Origin of the sequence: Kribbella sp. CA-245084, assembly GCF_050942355.1 — a bacterium.
Taxonomy (GTDB): domain Bacteria; phylum Actinomycetota; class Actinomycetes; order Propionibacteriales; family Kribbellaceae; genus Kribbella.
The window spans coordinates 3,702,482-3,718,770 of record NZ_CP192053.1 but is presented as its reverse complement, the minus strand read 5'-3'; the positions used below and the strand labels follow the sequence as shown (position 1 = coordinate 3,718,770).

At 67.4% G+C, this 16,289-nt stretch carries 13 protein-coding genes; 4 read left to right on the top strand and 9 right to left on the bottom strand.

The features are described 5' to 3' along the window. Window positions 1-186: 186 nt before the first annotated feature. A complete protein-coding gene (gene coaE / locus ACQPYH_RS17840) occupies window positions 187-795 on the bottom strand; it encodes a dephospho-CoA kinase (RefSeq protein WP_432892643.1) in 609 nt (202 codons plus the stop codon). Between the two features lie 88 nt (window positions 796-883). Between coaE and ACQPYH_RS17835 the strand changes: the two genes are divergently transcribed. Then, window positions 884-1,477 carry a hypothetical protein gene (locus tag ACQPYH_RS17835; RefSeq protein WP_432892642.1) on the top strand — a complete coding sequence of 198 codons (594 nt, stop codon included), beginning with the start codon at window positions 884-886 and terminating at the stop codon, window positions 1,475-1,477. A 324-nt stretch (window positions 1,478-1,801) separates the two neighbouring features. Here the strand turns inward: ACQPYH_RS17835 and ACQPYH_RS17830 are convergent, their stop codons facing one another. The 4 genes from ACQPYH_RS17830 to ACQPYH_RS17815 form a co-directional block, all read right to left on the bottom strand. Further along, on the bottom strand, window positions 1,802-2,389 hold the full coding sequence (locus tag ACQPYH_RS17830; protein WP_432892641.1) for a dihydrofolate reductase family protein: 588 nt from the start codon (window positions 2,387-2,389) through the stop codon (window positions 1,802-1,804). A gap of 67 nt (window positions 2,390-2,456) precedes the next feature. Next, on the bottom strand, window positions 2,457-3,287 hold the full coding sequence (locus ACQPYH_RS17825; RefSeq protein ID WP_432892640.1) for a helix-turn-helix domain-containing protein: 831 nt from the start codon (window positions 3,285-3,287) through the stop codon (window positions 2,457-2,459). A gap of 819 nt (window positions 3,288-4,106) precedes the next feature. Next, window positions 4,107-5,585: a 30S ribosomal protein S1 gene (rpsA, locus tag ACQPYH_RS17820; protein WP_130450687.1), complete on the bottom strand. Its 1,479-nt coding sequence runs from the start codon at window positions 5,583-5,585 to the stop codon at window positions 4,107-4,109. A 251-nt stretch (window positions 5,586-5,836) separates the two neighbouring features. After that, window positions 5,837-6,736, bottom strand: a complete 900-nt coding sequence (locus ACQPYH_RS17815) for a phosphotransferase family protein (protein WP_432892639.1) — start codon at window positions 6,734-6,736, stop codon at window positions 5,837-5,839. A 24-nt stretch (window positions 6,737-6,760) separates the two neighbouring features. Here ACQPYH_RS17815 and ACQPYH_RS17810 point away from each other — a divergent pair, with 24 nt between their 5' ends. Together ACQPYH_RS17810 and ACQPYH_RS17805 are read left to right on the top strand one after the other, a co-directional pair. Then, a complete protein-coding gene (locus ACQPYH_RS17810) occupies window positions 6,761-7,561 on the top strand; it encodes a class I SAM-dependent methyltransferase (protein WP_432892637.1) in 801 nt (266 codons plus the stop codon). Beyond that, a complete protein-coding gene (locus ACQPYH_RS17805) occupies window positions 7,558-8,604 on the top strand; it encodes an acyltransferase family protein (protein WP_432892635.1) in 1,047 nt (348 codons plus the stop codon). Before ACQPYH_RS17810 ends, ACQPYH_RS17805 begins: the two co-directional genes overlap by 4 nt. On the opposite strand, the gene ACQPYH_RS17800 is transcribed toward ACQPYH_RS17805, so the two are convergent. Beyond that, window positions 8,502-11,183, bottom strand: a complete 2,682-nt coding sequence (locus tag ACQPYH_RS17800; RefSeq protein ID WP_432892634.1) for an alpha-(1->3)-arabinofuranosyltransferase domain-containing protein — start codon at window positions 11,181-11,183, stop codon at window positions 8,502-8,504. The two genes, ACQPYH_RS17805 and ACQPYH_RS17800, sit on opposite strands and share 103 nt — an antisense overlap. Window positions 11,184-11,278: 95 nt before the next feature. Here ACQPYH_RS17800 and ACQPYH_RS17795 point away from each other — a divergent pair, with 95 nt between their 5' ends. Beyond that, the gene (locus tag ACQPYH_RS17795; protein ID WP_432892633.1) at window positions 11,279-12,529 is read left to right on the top strand and encodes a polysaccharide biosynthesis protein; all 1,251 of its coding nucleotides are present in this window, start codon (window positions 11,279-11,281) and stop codon (window positions 12,527-12,529) included. A gap of 1 nt (window position 12,530) precedes the next feature. On the opposite strand, the gene ACQPYH_RS17790 is transcribed toward ACQPYH_RS17795, so the two are convergent. The 3 genes from ACQPYH_RS17790 to ACQPYH_RS17780 are packed head-to-tail and all read right to left on the bottom strand — an operon-like array spanning window position 12,531 to window position 16,202. Further along, window positions 12,531-13,514, bottom strand: coding sequence for an ABC transporter permease (locus ACQPYH_RS17790; RefSeq protein WP_432892632.1), 984 nt, complete (start codon window positions 13,512-13,514; stop codon window positions 12,531-12,533). Window positions 13,515-13,518: 4 nt separating this feature from the next. Then, window positions 13,519-14,454 carry a carbohydrate ABC transporter permease gene (locus ACQPYH_RS17785; RefSeq protein WP_432892630.1) on the bottom strand — a complete coding sequence of 312 codons (936 nt, stop codon included), beginning with the start codon at window positions 14,452-14,454 and terminating at the stop codon, window positions 13,519-13,521. Beyond that, a complete protein-coding gene (locus ACQPYH_RS17780; RefSeq protein WP_432892629.1) occupies window positions 14,451-16,202 on the bottom strand; it encodes an extracellular solute-binding protein in 1,752 nt (583 codons plus the stop codon). Before ACQPYH_RS17780 ends, ACQPYH_RS17785 begins: the two co-directional genes overlap by 4 nt. Between the last annotated feature and the right edge of the window lie 87 nt (window positions 16,203-16,289).

The window sequence follows — 16,289 nt, the reverse complement described above, 5'->3', positions numbered from 1 at the left end:
CAGAAATGCGAGACCTCGGGGACGTCAGAGCTGCAGCGCGGACACACCACGCCATCCTCCCTACATCGGACGTCCGGGCCGGCGCAGGGCGCGCCGTCGGTGGCCGGCCTGCAGGAGTCACCCCGGGCCGGACCGGGACAGATTCTCGTACAGCCGGTCCCGGATTCATCATTTACCGCGCGAGGGTCACCTTTTCGTGTCCGGACCGTGGCCTGTGAGTTGTTCCCACACCTGGTCGAGCCGGCGGTCAAGATCTGCCAGGCTCCCGGCGTTGTCCACCACCACATCCGCGGCCGCGAGGCGGTCCTCCCGGGTCGCCTGGCTGGCGATCCGCTGATTCGCTTCCGCGTCAGTCATCCCGCGCTGCGACGTCAGCCGCTCCACCTGCACCTCGACCGGTACGTCGACCACGAGTACGACGTCAAACCTGCCGGCCTGACCGGTCTCCACCAGGAGCGGGATGTCGTGCACCACGATCGCGTCCTCCGACGCCTGGTGCTCGATCTCGGCGGCGCGCGCCCGGACCCGCGGGTGGACGATCGCCTCGAGCTTCCGTCGGGCGGTCTCGTCGCCGAACACGATCTTGCCGAGCGCCGGCCGGTCCAGGTCACCGTCAGCAGTCAGTACGCCGGAACCGAACGCCGCGACCACCTCGTCCAGCCCGTCGGTCCCCCGTGCGACCACCTCCCGAGCCAGTACGTCGGAGTCGATCACCACCGCGCCCCGCTCAGCCAGCCGCGACGACACCGCACTCTTCCCGGCCCCGATCCCGCCAGTCAGTCCCACTCTCAGCACCCCCGCACCCTATCGACACGCCCTACCATGGCTTATGGGGTGGTGGCGACGGCGGTCGGACGGGCAGGAACTGAAACACGTCCGGAGGATGGCCGAGGAGGACGTCGTTCAGTTCGGGGAGGAGCTGACCCGGCTCGGTGAGCTACTGGAGGGCAATGCGCTCGACGCGGAGGCTCGGCACGACTACCAGACCGCTCTGGACGCGTACGAGACCGCCGAGCGGCTGGTGGACCGGCTCAGCTCGTTCGAGGCGATCAGTGCGATCGTCGACACCCTGACCGGGGGACGCTACTCGCTCGCGTGTGTCCGTGCCCGGGTCGCGGGCGATCCGCTGCCCGAACGCCGTACGCCTTGCTTCTTCAACCCGCAGCACGGTCCGGCCGCGCGCGACGTGGTCTGGACGCCACGCAGCGGCGGGACCCGGAAGGTGCCGGCCTGCGCCCAGGACGCAGCCCGCATCCAGGCCGGCGAGGACCCGCCGGTCCGCCTGGTCCGCTACGGCGAGCAGCAGGTCCCGGCGTGGGAAGCCGGCGCCCCGAACGAGCCGTACCGCATCGGCTTCTTCTCCGCGAGCGGCGCCCGAGCCCACGTGATGGAACTGAAAATGCGCCTCAAAGGCGAAGGCCGCGGCCAATGGGGCACCGACCTAGGCAAACCCCGCATCCGCCGCCCCTACGACTGAAAAGCCCAGAGCAGAAACAAAAGAACTAGTAAAAGAAGGAAAAGAACAGACATGGGTGGTGACTGGCTTCGGTGACCGGCCGGAGGTTCGCCTGCGGGCCGTCTTCTCGGAACATAACTGACACTGAGCGCAAACTTCTTTCCACAAAGCGCCGGCCTACGCCGGCCGGCGCCCAGCCTGCCCAGACACCAACCAGATCCGGCGTCGGGTTCGTCGAGTCGTGGGTTCTGGCGATATTTTGCAGCCGCTGTCCACGACTCGGCGTACCGGCCCGGGGCCTTTCTCCACGACTCGGCGAACCAGCCGACCGGGCGGCCGCCCCGCTCAGGTCGGTTGGCGGCGTACCTGGTAGCGCAGGTGGAGTACTCGGTTGCCCTGCAGCACGTCGGGATCCTCGAGCAGGTGCTGGGCGTGGACCGAGCCGAAGTAGCGCTTGCCGGAGCTGAGTACGGCGGGTGTGACGTCCATGCGCACCTCGTCGACCAGGCCCGCCGCGAGCATCTGGCCACCGACGTCGCCGGCGGCGACCTCGACGATGCGGTCACCCGCGAGCTCCTGCGCCTTGGCCATGGCTGCCTCGATACCGTCGACGAAGTGGAACGGCGCGTCGGCGTCCCAGCCCTCGGGCGCCGGCCGGTGGGTCACGACGACGACGTGGTCGATCCCGCTTGGAGGCTTTCCGTCCCAGCCGTCCGTTATGTCGAAGACGTGGCGGCCGGCGATCGTCACCCCGATCTGGTCCCAGTACGGCCGGACGTAGTCGAAGGACGTCTGCGACACCTTCACCACGCCGCTCTCGTCCAACGGGACATCACCGCTGAGCAACCAGTCGAACAGCGGTCCGGGCTGGTCGTTCTCGTCCGCTATAAAGCCGTCTACCGATACCGAGGCGTACATGACCACCTTGCCCATCGGGGCCCTCCTCTGCTGTGGCGTGTCCACAAATTAGCGTGTGGTGAGCTGCGGCTCTTGTAAGAAATCAATCGGCCGGCAGCGGCCAGCCGTCGATCGCGTGGCCGGGATGTTCGCGCAGGAACCGTCGCCGGACTTCGACGTACCGGGTCGGCGTGAGCCCGGTGAACGCGCGGAACTCGTGGCCGAAGTGGGCCTGATCGAAGTAGCCTGCGCGGGCGGCGAGGTCGCCCCAGTCGATCGGTCCGGCGGGGTCGATCGCGAACACGGTGGCGGTGAAGCGGTACGTGCGGGCCAGCCGCTTCGGCGTGACGCCGATGAGCTCCTTGAACCGCTGTGCCAGATGAGTGCTGCTGACACCGGCTGCCACGCTCAAGTCGCCGACCGCCGCCGCTCCGCCGGTCGCCGCGAGGAGGCTGCTCGTATGGCGGACCAGCCCCAGGCCAGCGGTCTCGCTCAGCCGTCGCATCAACTCCTCCTCGAGCAGCGTCAGCATCTCGTGCGGTCCGTCCGCCATGGCCAGCCGGTCGCGCAGCTCAGCAACGGCGGGTCGGCCCCAAACCTGCTCTAACGTCACCGGCCGGTCACACAGCTCGGCTGCGGGCATCCGCAGGAACGGCGCCAACCCCCACGGCTTGAGGTGCACCCCGACAGACCGGGTCCAGCGCGGGTAGCCGAACTCGAACGCGCGCGTAGGCATGCTGACCACGCAACCGTCGGCGTACTCGCCCATCTCGACATCGGTACCGCCACGAATGCGGAACGGCGCCCCGAGGTTGACGATCAACAGCGCCCCCGGCATCGGCGGCAACGTCAACCGAGCGTACGGCGGCACACCCTCCAGGTAGTAAAGGTCATCAACCAACCCATCCAGCGGCCCCCGCGCCACCCTGGACACATACTCCACCCCCAAAGCATCCCCGACCCCAACCGGCCGCGCTAGCGTCGCCCGCGGAACGGCCGCGGGATGTTCACGCTTGGCCACCAACTGCTGGATTTCCTGGTCGGCCGGATCGTTGCAGGCGATCACGCCCTGTTTGCCGAAGCGTGGTGCAGGCAGAGAACCCGCTGTCGGCCTCGGCCTTGCGGTCGCCGCGGTCACCTGTGCCCGCAGCCGCGAGGGCGCTCTGCACTGCGAAGAACCGTCAAACTGGGAAACGGATTTGGCGGAGTGGCTGACGCCGGCGGCCACCCGGTCGGCTGGTTCGCCGAGTCGTGGAGAATGGCGCCGGGCCGGTACGCCGAGTCGTGGATAGCGGCTGCAAAATATCGCCAGAACCCACGACTCGGCGAACCCGACACCGGATCCGGTTGGTGTCTGGGCAGGCTCCGAGCGCAAGCACGACTTGGCGGCGCAAGCCAAACCCGGACCGGACATCGAAGCAGCTCGTCTTCTCTGGTCTTCAAGCTCTTCCCACGGTCCCACCGCGCTTCGACGACGCGGACTGACCCAGGACTTCTGAATAGGGGGCTTCTCAGAAGGATGGAGGGCTAGCGGTGGTCCTACCGCTTTCCGGAAAGAAGTTTGCGCTCAGTGTCAGTTATGTTCCGAGAAGACGGCCCGCAGGCGAACCTCCGGCCGCTCACCGAAGCCAGTCACCACTCCATGCCTGTTCCTTCCTTTGTTCTTTTCTTTGGTCTTCGGGAATGCGAGAACCCCCGCACCTGGAGGTGCGGGGGTTCTCGTGGGACAGCCGGAGGAGCTTCCGGTCGGGGATCAGCCCTGGCCGGTGAGCTTCTCGCGGAGGGCCTGTAGCGCCTCGTCGGAAGCGAGCGCGCCCTCTACGGGAGCGTCGTCCTTCGGGGCAGCGGCCGAGGAGTACGTCGATGCCTCGCCGGCCTCGACGTCCGCCGTCTTGGCGTCCTCGATCTGCTTCTTGTGGGCCTCCCAGCGCGTGTGGGCCTCGGCGTACTGCCGCTCCCACTCCTCGCGCTGAGCGTCGAAGCCCTCGAGCCACTCGCCCGTCTCCGGGTCGAAGCCCTCCGGGTAGATGTAGTTGCCCTGGTCGTCGTACGTCGCCGTCATGCCGTAGAGCGTCGGGTCGAAGTCGTCCGAGACCGGGTCTAGCCCCTCGTTGGCCTGCTTCAGCGACAACGAGATGCGGCGACGCTCGAGATCGATGTCGATGATCTTGACCATCGTGTCGTCGTTGACCTGGACGACCTGCTCCGGGATCTCGACGTGCCGCTCGGCCAGCTCGGAGATGTGCACCAGACCCTCGATGCCCTCCTCCACGCGGACGAACGCACCGAACGGAACCAGCTTGGTGACCTTGCCGGGCACGATCTGGCCCATCTGGTGGGTCCGGGCGAACTGCTGCCACGGGTCTTCCTGGGTCGCCTTCAGCGACAGCGAGACGCGCTCGCGGTCCATGTCGACGTCCAGCACCTCGACGGTGACCTCCTGGCCGACCTCGACCACCTCGGTCGGGTGGTCGATGTGCTTCCAGGACAGCTCCGAGACGTGCACCAGACCGTCGACGCCGCCGAGGTCCACGAACGCACCGAAGTTGACGATCGAGGAGACGACACCCTTGCGGATCTGGCCCTTCTGCAGCTGGGTGAGGAAGTTCATCCGCACCTCGGACTGCGTCTGCTCCAGCCACGCCCGGCGGGACAGGACCACGTTGTTGCGGTTCTTGTCCAGCTCGATGATCTTGGCCTCGATCTCCTGGCCGACGTACGGCTGGAGGTCGCGGACACGACGCATCTCGACGAGCGAGGCCGGCAGGAAGCCACGGAGGCCGATGTCCAGGATGAGTCCACCCTTGACGACCTCGATGACGGTGCCGGTGACGACGCCGTCCTCTTCCTTGATCTTCTCGATCGTGCCCCAGGCCTTCTCGTACTGGGCGCGCTTCTTCGAGAGGATCAGACGGCCTTCCTTGTCCTCCTTCTGGAGAACCAGGGCCTCGACGTGATCGCCGACGTTGACGACCTCGTTCGGGTCGACGTCGTGCTTGATCGACAGCTCGCGGGAGGGGATCACGCCTTCGGTCTTGTAACCGATGTCGAGCAGGACCTCGTCCCGGTCGACCTTGACGATGGTGCCCTCGACGATGTCGCCGTCGTTGAAGTACTTGATGGTCTGATCGATCGCCGCGAGGAAGTCTTCCTCCGACCCGATGTCATTGACCGCTACCTGCGGGGTGGTGCGTACTGCGGGGTCGAGAGGTGCCTCGATGCTGGCCGTCATGTGGTGGGTTGCTCCGTGGACTGGTGGTGTCGTGCGGTTGCGTCATGAACCTTTGGATCGCACCAAACCGCGGGATTGCCTGAAGACGACAGATTCACCACCGACTGCTGCGAGTCACGAGCCTGCTCGGTCCGAGGTCGCGCGGGCCCATAGCGCATCTGACAGAATACCGGTCTTCACGGAGGCAGCACAACCTGGGGCACCCGGTCCCTACCGAGCGCCCGCCGGGGTCTCTCGACGTGCCATTGACCTCAGAGTACGACGTCCAGGTCCGGACGGCCTGCGGAGAGGTCTCCGGTGTCCGCCATTCGGAAGACCAGCCGGTGCGCCGCGGCGGCGATCCCGTGGTCCGCCGCCCGCGTGGCGAGGTCCAGCAGCGCCCACAGATCCGCCGCCCGGCCGAGGTCGACGAGCCGCTCCCCCAGCCCGCTCGCCCGCAGCAGCCCGCTCCCGCGCAGTACGTCGAGGACGGCTCCGGCCAGCACCTGGTCCGTGCTGAAGCGGAGCAGGTTGCCCAGATCGGCGTACGGCGACCCGCTGTGCGCGAACTCCCAATCAATGAGACCGGTGATTCGGACTGTCTTCGGGTCGACCAGCAGGTTCTTCGGGTTGAAGTCGCTGTGCACCAGGCAGAACCGCTCGACGCCCTCGGCCAGCAGGTCCTCGGCGTACGTGAACACGCTCTCCAGGCCCTCCCGCTGCGCCGGCGTCATCCCCAGATCCAGGCTGTCGACGTACTGCTCCAGGTCCCCGCGAAGCGGCTCGATCCCGAGGTCCCCGTCACGGAACAGCCCGAACGAGCGGAACGGCATCCCGCTCAGCCGCGCCAGCAGCTCCCCCAACTGCTCTCCGACCTGCCGCCGCTCGTCCTCCCCGGCGGTCGCCAGGTAGATCTCGAGGTTCACGCCAGGCAACCGCTCGGTCAGCAGGTACGGCGGGTCGTCGGGCGTGCCCTCGCGCTTCACGTCGAGCACTCGCGGCACCGGGAGCAGCCCACGCACCAACTGGAGCAGCGCAGCGTCCACAACTGCCCGCCCGGGGTCCTTCACATACAGCTTGAGTACGGCGTCCTCGCCGCCCGCGCTGACCGCATAGGTCTGGCCCTGATAACCGCCTGGCAACGGAACAGCACTCGCGGCGAAGTCGCTCATGGTTTCGACACTAGAGTGTGCGAGGTGAACAGGCCGGTACGGGTGGAACTGACCGAGGTGGAGACCTCGCGGGCCAGTCGTACCTACTGGGACTCGGCAGCCGACGAGTACCTGGAGGAGCACGGCAACTTCCTCGGCGACGACCGGTTCATCTGGTCCCCGGAGGGTGTCGACGAGGAGGCAGCTCAGCTGCTGGGACCGGTCCGGGGCAAGCGGATCCTCGAGGTCGGTTGCGGCGCGGCCCAGTGCTCGCGGTGGCTGGTCGGCCAGGGCGCCGACGTCGTTGCCTTCGACATCTCTCTCGAGCAGCTCCGGATCGCCAAGGACCTCGACGCCCGGACCGGTACGTCGGTCCGCACCGTCGCCGCGGACGCCGTAGCGCTGCCGTACGCCGACAGCACGTTCGACACTGCCTGCTCAGCCTTCGGCGCACTGCCGTTCGTCGCCGACGTCGGTACGGCGTTCCGCGAGCTGGAGCGCGTCCTGAAGCCAGGTGGTCTGCTCGTGTTCTCGGTGACCCACCCGTTCCGCTGGACCATGCCCGACGACCCGTCGCCGGCCGGACTGCGCATCACCCACTCGTACTTCGACCGGACGCCGTACGTCGAGGTCGACGAGTCCGGTACGCCGGTGTATGCCGAGCACCATCGCACCACCGGCGACTGGATCCGCGAACTGACCGGTGCGGGCTTCGTCGTCGACGACCTCCTCGAGCCGGAGTGGCCGGCCGGGCATGAGCTGGTCTGGGGCGGTTGGGGTCCGGAGCGCGGCCCATTGGTCCCCGGAACGGCCATCTGGACCGCACACAAGGCGCTGAGCGCATGACCCGATTCCCAGCAGTGGACGGGCTGCGGGCAATCGCAGCGCTCGCAGTGGTGACCGCACTGGTCGGCCTGCACACGGATGCGCCGCTCGCCGGTGTCGTGTCCCGGCTGGACGTCGGCTGGGCGATCTTCTGCGCGATCTCAGGCTTCCTGCTCTATCGGCCGCACGTCGTCGCATGGTTCTCGGCCACCGAGCCGCCGCTCACCCTGCCCTATCTGCGTGCCCGGGCGCTGCGGATCCTCCCGGCGCTGCTCCTCACCGTCGTACTGTCGATCGCCTTCGTCCCACACCCAGCGACCACATACCTCCGGTGGGCCGTCCTAACACCGCTCCCCTTCTACCTGCTCCTCCCCGGCCTAGGCAGGCTGCTGACCGGCTACGAGCGCCCGACTCGACGCAGTGTCCGCTGGCGGCTCCTCGTACTGGTAGCCCTGACCGTGCTCGGCCCGGTGTGGATGGCTGCGGTCACGGCGACCGATCACGCAGAGGCGAGCCTCTGGCTGCCCGGGTACCTCGGCTGGTTCGCCGTCGGCATGGGTCTGGCGTTGTGGCAGGTCTCCCGCGCCACAGGTCGACTCGGACCGTCTGCGCTCGACGCGCTGACCAGAGTCCCCGGGACGCTGTGGGGAATCGCCGCAGCGCTCCTCTTGATCTCCGCGACCCCGCTCGCCGGACCGTACGACCACTCCGCTCCCACACCGGCTCAGGCACTGCTCAAGAGCCTGCTCTATACCGCTGTCGTCGCATGCGTGCTGTTCCCGATCCTGACGCCCTCGGCGAAGACAGTCCGTGTGCTGGGCGGTCGCCCGGCGCAGATCGGTGCGCGACTCTCGTACGGCGTGGTGGTGTACGGGTACGTCGTACTGGGCGTGATGCGCGGACCGTTCGTAGTACAGCTGCTGGTGACGCTGGTCGGCGCTGTCGTGCTGGCGGCCGCGAGTTACCGCCTGATCGAGCGGCCGGTCCTGCGTTTCGGGAAGAACACTGCGACGGCCAGGACTGCCAGCAGCGTGACCAGTCCGAGCAGCAGCCCGGCCCGGTAGCTCCGGGCCGGCATGAAGCTGGCCGTGACGACCTGCTCGGGTCCGGCCGGCAGGACCCATCCCTGCTGCCAGCCGCCGATCCGGATCGGCGTCAACTTCTGGCCGGTGCTGTCGTACGCCTCCCAGCCCTCGTTGTAGTTCTGCGCGACTGCCAGCACAGACTGCTGGTCCGCATCCGGCACCTCGACGGTCAGCTCCGCCGGGTTCGGACGCCACACGTCCACCCCCTGCACCGGCGTCACAGACACGTCGCCGAATCCAGCCTTGACCAGCGTGGTCTCGATCGGCACGAGCCCACCACCGGCGAGCACCTCCACCCGATGGCTCCCGGACCGCAGCGCCACCGACGTCGCCCCGCACAGGCTGAACGACACAGGCCGCCGCTGCAGCAGGTCCCGCATGGTCGCGGTCACCTGTGTCCGAGCCTGCACGCCGTCGATGCGCACCGCCGGACCGTTCCCGCAGTACGTCGGGACTCGGCGGTCCGGATCGACTGCCTTGCGCAGCTCGTCCGCGCCGAGCACGGCGATCTCTGTCACCCCGACCGGGCTCCGACGCGCGTCCTGCAACGGCTTCGTCGCAGTGAAGTCGATCTTGATCGTCTGCACGTGCCGCGCCGCGAACCGGACGTACCCGTCCGAGTCGACCGTGGCCCGGACCGGTACGGCGCCGTCGAAGTGCAGCATGACCTCGGCCGGCCGCGATCCGTCCAGGTAGGCATCGGACTGGAAGCGCAGCCCCCGCACATCCCTTGCCGCCGGCAACTTCAGCGTGAGGCTCGGCTTCGGGTCATCCGGATCCGCCAGCCAACTCGTCCCGGGATCCCGATCGACAGCCGCACCCGGCCTGCCCTCCGGCGCCGTAACCTCCCGCGAGGACGCAGTGGCTGTGATCGCCCCGGCCACCGGCAGCAGCCGCTCGAGTGCGTCACCATCCTTAGGCAACGCCGTACCCCGCACCTCGTACGACGCAGCCTGCGGCAGCTGCACGTTCCGGCTCAGGCCACTCTCGGCCGCTGCCGAAGCCTGCTCCTGGCTGCACAACGCCCGCGCCCCGACGTGCAGACAGCCGGAGCGCCCGATCTGCTGAGTCCGCAGCACCACCGCACTCGGCTGCTGATCGACCGGCTTGCTGACATCGGTCTCGATCAACGGCAGCCCGTCAAGCTTGCCCGCGGCGTCTGACCGCAGTACCGCGCCCCCGCTCCCACCGAGCGCAGTCACAACAGTCGGTACGTCGTCAGCCGTGCCGTCGACCGCCACGAGCCGGGACCGCGGGATCAGCCGTCCCGGGGTGGTCGCGCCGACGTCGTAGATCTCCACGCTCGGGTAGGCGATGCGGGCCTGCTGTCCGCCGGGACCGAAGTACGCGACACGTCCGATGCCGGCGTCGGCCAGGCTCTCGTGGATCGCGAGGGTGTCCTCCAGGTCATTGCGCACCACGACGTACCGGACACCGTCGTGCTCGAGCTCCTGCCGCAGTGTCTGGTCACCGACGCCGGAGTCGACACGGCGCTTCACGTCGTCCGTCAGTGCGGCCATCGGTCGCTTGACCAATGCGGTGAGCGGTTCGGTCGTGCTGGACAGGAGCAGGACGCTGCCCGGAGCGGACTGGTCGTCCAGCCAAGCCGCGGCAGCGTTCCAGTGCGCTGGGATTGCGGCTGATGCCCCGTCCGGTCGTAGCAGGACCACGGGCGCGGCAGCAGCCACAGCCAGACATGCGACCACAGCCGGTACGACGCGGCGGTTGACGCCTCGCGCCACGGACAGATTGGCCAGGCGGCGCAGGTAGTGCGCTGCGGCGAGTGCGAGCGGCAGTCCGATGAGCGCGCCGATCACCGGCAACCAGCGCGGCCCCGGCGGCGCAGCGCCGTACTGGAGTAGCAGCGCGAGCGGCACCAGCCACCAGATGGACGCAGCCACCACAAAGCCGAGCCAGCCCGCCAAGAGCTTGAGCTTCCGTTGGCTGACCAGCCAGATCGCCGGTACGACGAGCGTCGCAGCGCCGGCGACCGGGTCTGCGCCACCGATCAGCGCGAACGCCAGGGCCGACCAACTGGCGCGCCACCAGCCGGAGCGGGCACGGGGCGACACGAGTGGCAGCAGGATCCACGGAGCCATGGCCATCGGCCACACCTCAATGGGGAACTCACCGAACACCCGTGGGACGAGGGCGTAGAGCAGTGCGACGGCGAAGCGGGTCCACGGGACGCCGTACTCCAGGACGTTGCAGAGCTTCCAGATACCGAGGAAGGCGACGCAGAGGACCAGCGACCACCACAGGCGTTGGGTGATCCAGTCCGGAACTGACAGAGCGTCCAGCAGCCAGTGGAACGGCCCGATCGGCATGAGGTAGCCGAAGGCGTCGCTCTGCACCTGGCCGAAGGCAGTGTGCGGGTCCCACAAGTGCAGAGCCCGCGACAGGAACCGGCCGGGCGCGGCGGTCAACTCGATCCTGCTGTCCGCCAGGATCTTGCCCGGAACCTGCTGGAAGCACAGGGCCACCAGAGCCAGGCAGCCCAGCACGAGCCGCGCTCGCCAGACCACCTGCTCCGAACCGCCTGCTTTCAGCCTCCCCACCGGCGGGACATTAACGGATCCGACGGCCTCCGAACGGCATCGTTGCCGTACCGTGAGGTCGGCAATATCACCCCACTGATTTGAGGCAGCGCAGTATGACGTCGGGCACCACCCAACCGCAGGCGCCCCGCAGTGCCTTCCTGCGCAGCGCCACGGTGGTCGCCGTCGCGATGGCGATCATGAACGTGGCCGCCTACGGGTTCACGCTGATCAGCTCCCGCCGGCTGATGCCCGAGCAGTTCGGAGCGATCACCGCCCTCCTGGGTCTGCTGCTGATCGGCAATGTCGCCTCGCTGGGTCTACAGGCGGCCGGCGCTCGCCAGCTCGCCACACATACCGGCCACGGCGCAGCCGAGCTGGCTGACGCGATGCTGCGAGCTGGACGCCGATCAGCTCTCGGTCTCACGGCGCTCTGCCTGGTACTGACCCCGCTGTTCATGTGGCTGCTCCACATCGATTCGGTCGTCGCTGTCCTGCTGCTCGCTCCGACGCTGGGCGGTCTGACGCTCATGGGCTCGCAGCTCGGCGTACTGCAGGGCAGCCAGCGCTGGACCGAGCTGGCCGGCGTCTACTTCTCCACCGGGGTCGGCCGCTTGGTGCTCGGCGGCGGCGCACTGCTTATCCACCCGTCGCTCGACTGGGCCATGGCCGGTCTCGCGCTAGGTGCCGCCGTACCGGCCTTGCTGGGTCAGTTCTTCCTGCGCGGATCGGGCGGATCGACCACTCAGCAGGTCAAGGACGTACTGCGGGAGTCGGTGCACGGCACGCACACCCTGCTCGCGTTCTTCGCGCTGGCCAACGCGGACGTGCTCTTCGCCCGCGCCCTGCTCGACGAGAAGGACAGCGGCTACTACGCGGCCGGGCTGATCATCGCGAAGGCCTGCCTGTTCCTGCCGCAGTTCGTCATCGTGCTCGTGTTCCCGTCGCTGGCCAACTCTCCCGGCGACACCGTCCGGCTGCGGCGCTCGATCTTGGCCGTCGCGGGCCTGGGCGTCTGCGCCGTCGTCGGCACGCTGATCCTGCCCGGCATCGTCGTCGAGGTCATCGGCGGCAAGGAGAAGTACGCGCCGCTCGGCCCGTACACCTGGATGTTCGCCGTCGCCGGCTCCGCGTACGCCGTACTGCAGCTCGTCGTGTACGCCGCGATCGCGCAGCAGGAGAAACGCGCCGCGCTGGTGATCTGGATCGGCCTCGTCGTCCTCGCGGTGGCCGCCGGGATCGTGCTCGGCACCCACACCGCCACCGGCCTGAACGGCGTGAAGGTGCTGGTCGCGATGACCAGCACCTGCGCGCTCCTGCTCTCGGCCGTCCTGGCGACCGGACTGCACCGCCAGGCCGCCGACTAGCTCACCAGAGGCTCGACTTGGCGAACCTACGGGCGAAGGTGTTCGCCAGCACCAGTAGCACCAAACCGATCACCGATCTGAAGAGCCCGATCGCGGTCGCATAGCTGAACTGCGGCACGGACGACGCCAGACCGATCTTGTAGACGTAGGTGTCGATCACCTCGGCCACGTCGAGGTTCAGGCTGTTCTGCATCAGCAGCACCTTCTCGAACCCGACGGACAGGATTCTGCCGATGTCCAGGATCAGCAGGATCACCGCCACCGGCACGATCGCGGGCAGATCGATGTGCCACATCCGCCGCAACCGTGAGGCCCCGTCCACGATCGCTGCCTCGTGCAGTTCCGGCGGCACGCTGGTCAACGCGGCCAGGTAGATGATCGCCGCGAACCCCATCGTCTGCCACGCGCCCGACCAGACGTAGAGATGCCGGAACATCCCGGAGTCCCCCATCAGGTTCTGCGGCCCGATGCCGAACAGACCCAGGAGCTTGTTGGTCACGCCGGTGTTCGGGCTGGTCAGCACCACGAGCAGACCCACCACGACGACGGTGGAGATGAAATGCGGCGCGTAGGTGATCAGCTGCGACGCCCGGCTGAACCACTTCTTCCGGATCGTGTTCAGGCAGAGCGCGAGGATGATCGGCAACGGGAACGTCGCCACCAGCTCGTAGACGTGCAGGTACACGGTGTTCTTGATCAGCCGCCAGAACTGGTACGACTCCACGAACCGGTCGAAGTACTTCATGCCGGCCCACGGGCTGCCCCAGATCCCCTGCACCACGTTGTAGTCCTTGAACGCGATGATCACGCCGTACATCGGCCAGTAGGCGAAGATCGCCAGCCAGAGCATCGGCAGCAGGAGCATCGCGTACAGCTGCCAGTTGCGGCGCATCCGCAGCCCGAGGCCGACCGCGTTCTTCGCCGTCCTGGTCCGCTTGTGAGTCGCGGAACGGACGCCCGAACGGGCTTCAGTCGAGGTCGTCATGCCGTCATCCCTTCAGGGAGCCGACCATGGCCCCCTTGACGAAGTGCTTCTGCACGAACGGATAGACCAGCAACGGCGGGATCATGCCGATCACGATCAGCGAGTACTTCAGCTGCTGCTGCAACTCCTGCATCTGCAACAGCTTGCTGGTGTCCTGCATCTGCGACGGGTCGACCTTCGACTGGATCAGGATCTGCCGCAGTACCACCTGCAGTGGGAACAGGTGCTCGTTGGTCAGGTAGATCAGCGCGTTGAAGAACGAGTTCCACTGCCCGACCGCGTAGAACAACAGGTTCACCGCGATGATCGGCTTGCTCAGCGGCAGCACGACCCGCCAGAAGAAGCTGAAGTCGCTGCAACCGTCCACCTTCCCGGCCTCGACCAGCTCCTCCGGGATCGTCACCATGAAATAGGTCCGGGTGATGATCACGTTCCAGACCGCCATCGCGGTCGGCAGGATGATCGCCCACCGCGTGTTCAGCAGCCCCAGCTGGTCCACCACGAGGTACGTCGGGATCAGGCCGCCGTTGAACATCATCGTGAACACGAACGCGCCCATGATGATGCCCTTGCCCGGCAGCCCCTTACGCGACAGCGGGTACGCCGCCAGCAGCGTCAGGACCGTCGCCACCAGGGCGCCCGCGACTGCGTAGTACACCGAGTTGCCGAAGCTGCTGACGATCGCCTTGTAGTCGAAGATCGCCCGGTAGGCATCCAGCGTGAAGCCGACCGGCCACAGCCAGACCTCGCCGGCCGACACCTTCCTGGTGTTGCTGACCGAGGCGCTGAGTACATAGACGAGCGGGTAGAGGATCGCCAGGCAGAACAGACCGAGCGCGGTGTAGATGCAGGCCATCGCGATCTTGTCGCCGCGGGTGTCCTGGATCGACGCGCCCACCGCCAGCCGCTGCTCGTCCGGCGGCAGAGTCCCGGCGCTCATCCGTTATAAGTCTCGTAGGCGGCCTGCTGCAGCTCGAGATACGGTTTCACGCCGATCTTGCTGACCCGGTCCTTGTAGTCGTTCCAGGCGCCGTCGTCGTTCGGGTCGAGCTGCCCGGTGAGGAACTTCGCGAACGACTGGTTCACCTCACCCTTGAGGTTGGTCTTCAGCTCCGCCTCCTGCGCGGCCTGGTCCTGATCCAGCGTGACCGGCGGGAACTGCATCTCCTGCGGCTGCTTCAGCGGGAAGAAGCGCTCCTTGGTCTGCTCGTAGAGCGGCTTCTCGAAGGTCAGGTCGCCCGGCAGCACCCGCTCGCCCAGCCGGAAGTCCTGCGAGCGGTACATCGGGTTGTCCTGACCCCAGTTGAGGTTCTTCTGCGAGTTCCAGGTCGCGTCGAACCCGTACACGGCCTGCTTGCCGTTGATCCCGAGTTCGCCCTTCTTCGCCCACGCGAACTTCGGGCCGCCGTACCCGCGCAGGATCGCCTCCAGCTCGTACTGCGCGTCGGCCCACTGCACCAGCAGGTCCGGCTTGGCGCACTTCTTGGTGATCACCAGGTGCGCCACCTCGACGCCGACCGTCAGGTAGTCCCAGGCGGCGTACTGGACGCCGTTCGGTCCCTTCAGCGGCGGGCAGGCCTCGTACTGGCGCCAGCGGGCGTCCGGGTCCTTCTGGTCGATGTCGAGGAAGTTGCCCCAGTAGTTCGACCGGGCGCCGCCGATCAGCGGCTTGCCCGGCGCGTTGCCGTAGCGCTTCAGCTGGTCCCCGTCGGCGGTGAAGGCGTCCCGGCTGATCAGACCTTCCTTGTAGAGGCCGTTCACGTACTTCAGGCCCTCGCGCCACTCGTCCTTGTCGAACGCGACGTCGACCTTGCCGTCCTTCACCACCAGCCACGGCTCGCCCGGGTCGTACAGGAACGCGTTCATGAAGAACGGGTCGAGCGGAGCCTCGTTGTAGCCCGCGAACGGGATGGTCTTGCCGTTGCCGGCCAGGTCGGCCTTCTTGAAAGCACGCAGTACTTCGCGGAACTCGTCGGTGGTCTTCGGCATCGCCAGACCGACCTGCTTGATCCAGTCGACGTTCAGCCAGCCGCGTCCGTCGATGGCCCGGCAGTGGAAGCAGTCGTTGATCCCCGGGAACGAGTAGATCTTCTTGTCCGGCGCCTGGATCAGCTTGCGCGTCTCCGGGTAGTCCTTCATCGCCCCTTGCAGGTTCAGCGCATAGGCGTCGAGGTGCTGGCCGACGTCGGTGAAGAGCCCTTGTGCGCCGTACAGGAAGAGCTGGGAGCGGGTGAACCCGATGCCGAGGAACGCGTCCGGGATGTCGCCGGCCGCGATCATCGCGTTGACCTTGGTCATCACGTCGTCGTCGGTGCCGCCGATCTGGCTCCACTCGATGTGCACACCGGTCTTCTGCTCGAGCCACTTCGTGAAGGCGTTGGTCTTCCAGTCGCCGATCGTCACGTCCTGCTTGACGACGATCTTGAACGTCACCTTCTCGGTGGTGAGCGGTTTCAGCGTGCGGGCGACCGGCCCGACGTACCCCTCCGGGTACTGCACTGTGGCCAGCTTCGGGCCGAGGGTCACGCTCGGGGCGGCCTCGCCGGCGCCCGCGGCCGCGGCACCGGCGTTGCTCTTGCCACTACACCCACTGAGCAGGCCGCCGCCGGCAGTCGCCGCGGTCAGGCCGAGTGCCCCCGCGATCAATGATCGACGGCTGACTCCAGGGCGCGCGTCATCGTTCGGCATGGTTCCTCCTGGCGGCTGGTCGGAACAAAAGACGAAATATCCGAGAGCAATATCCGATAGGATCTCGGATCTTTGCCCCGGAGAATG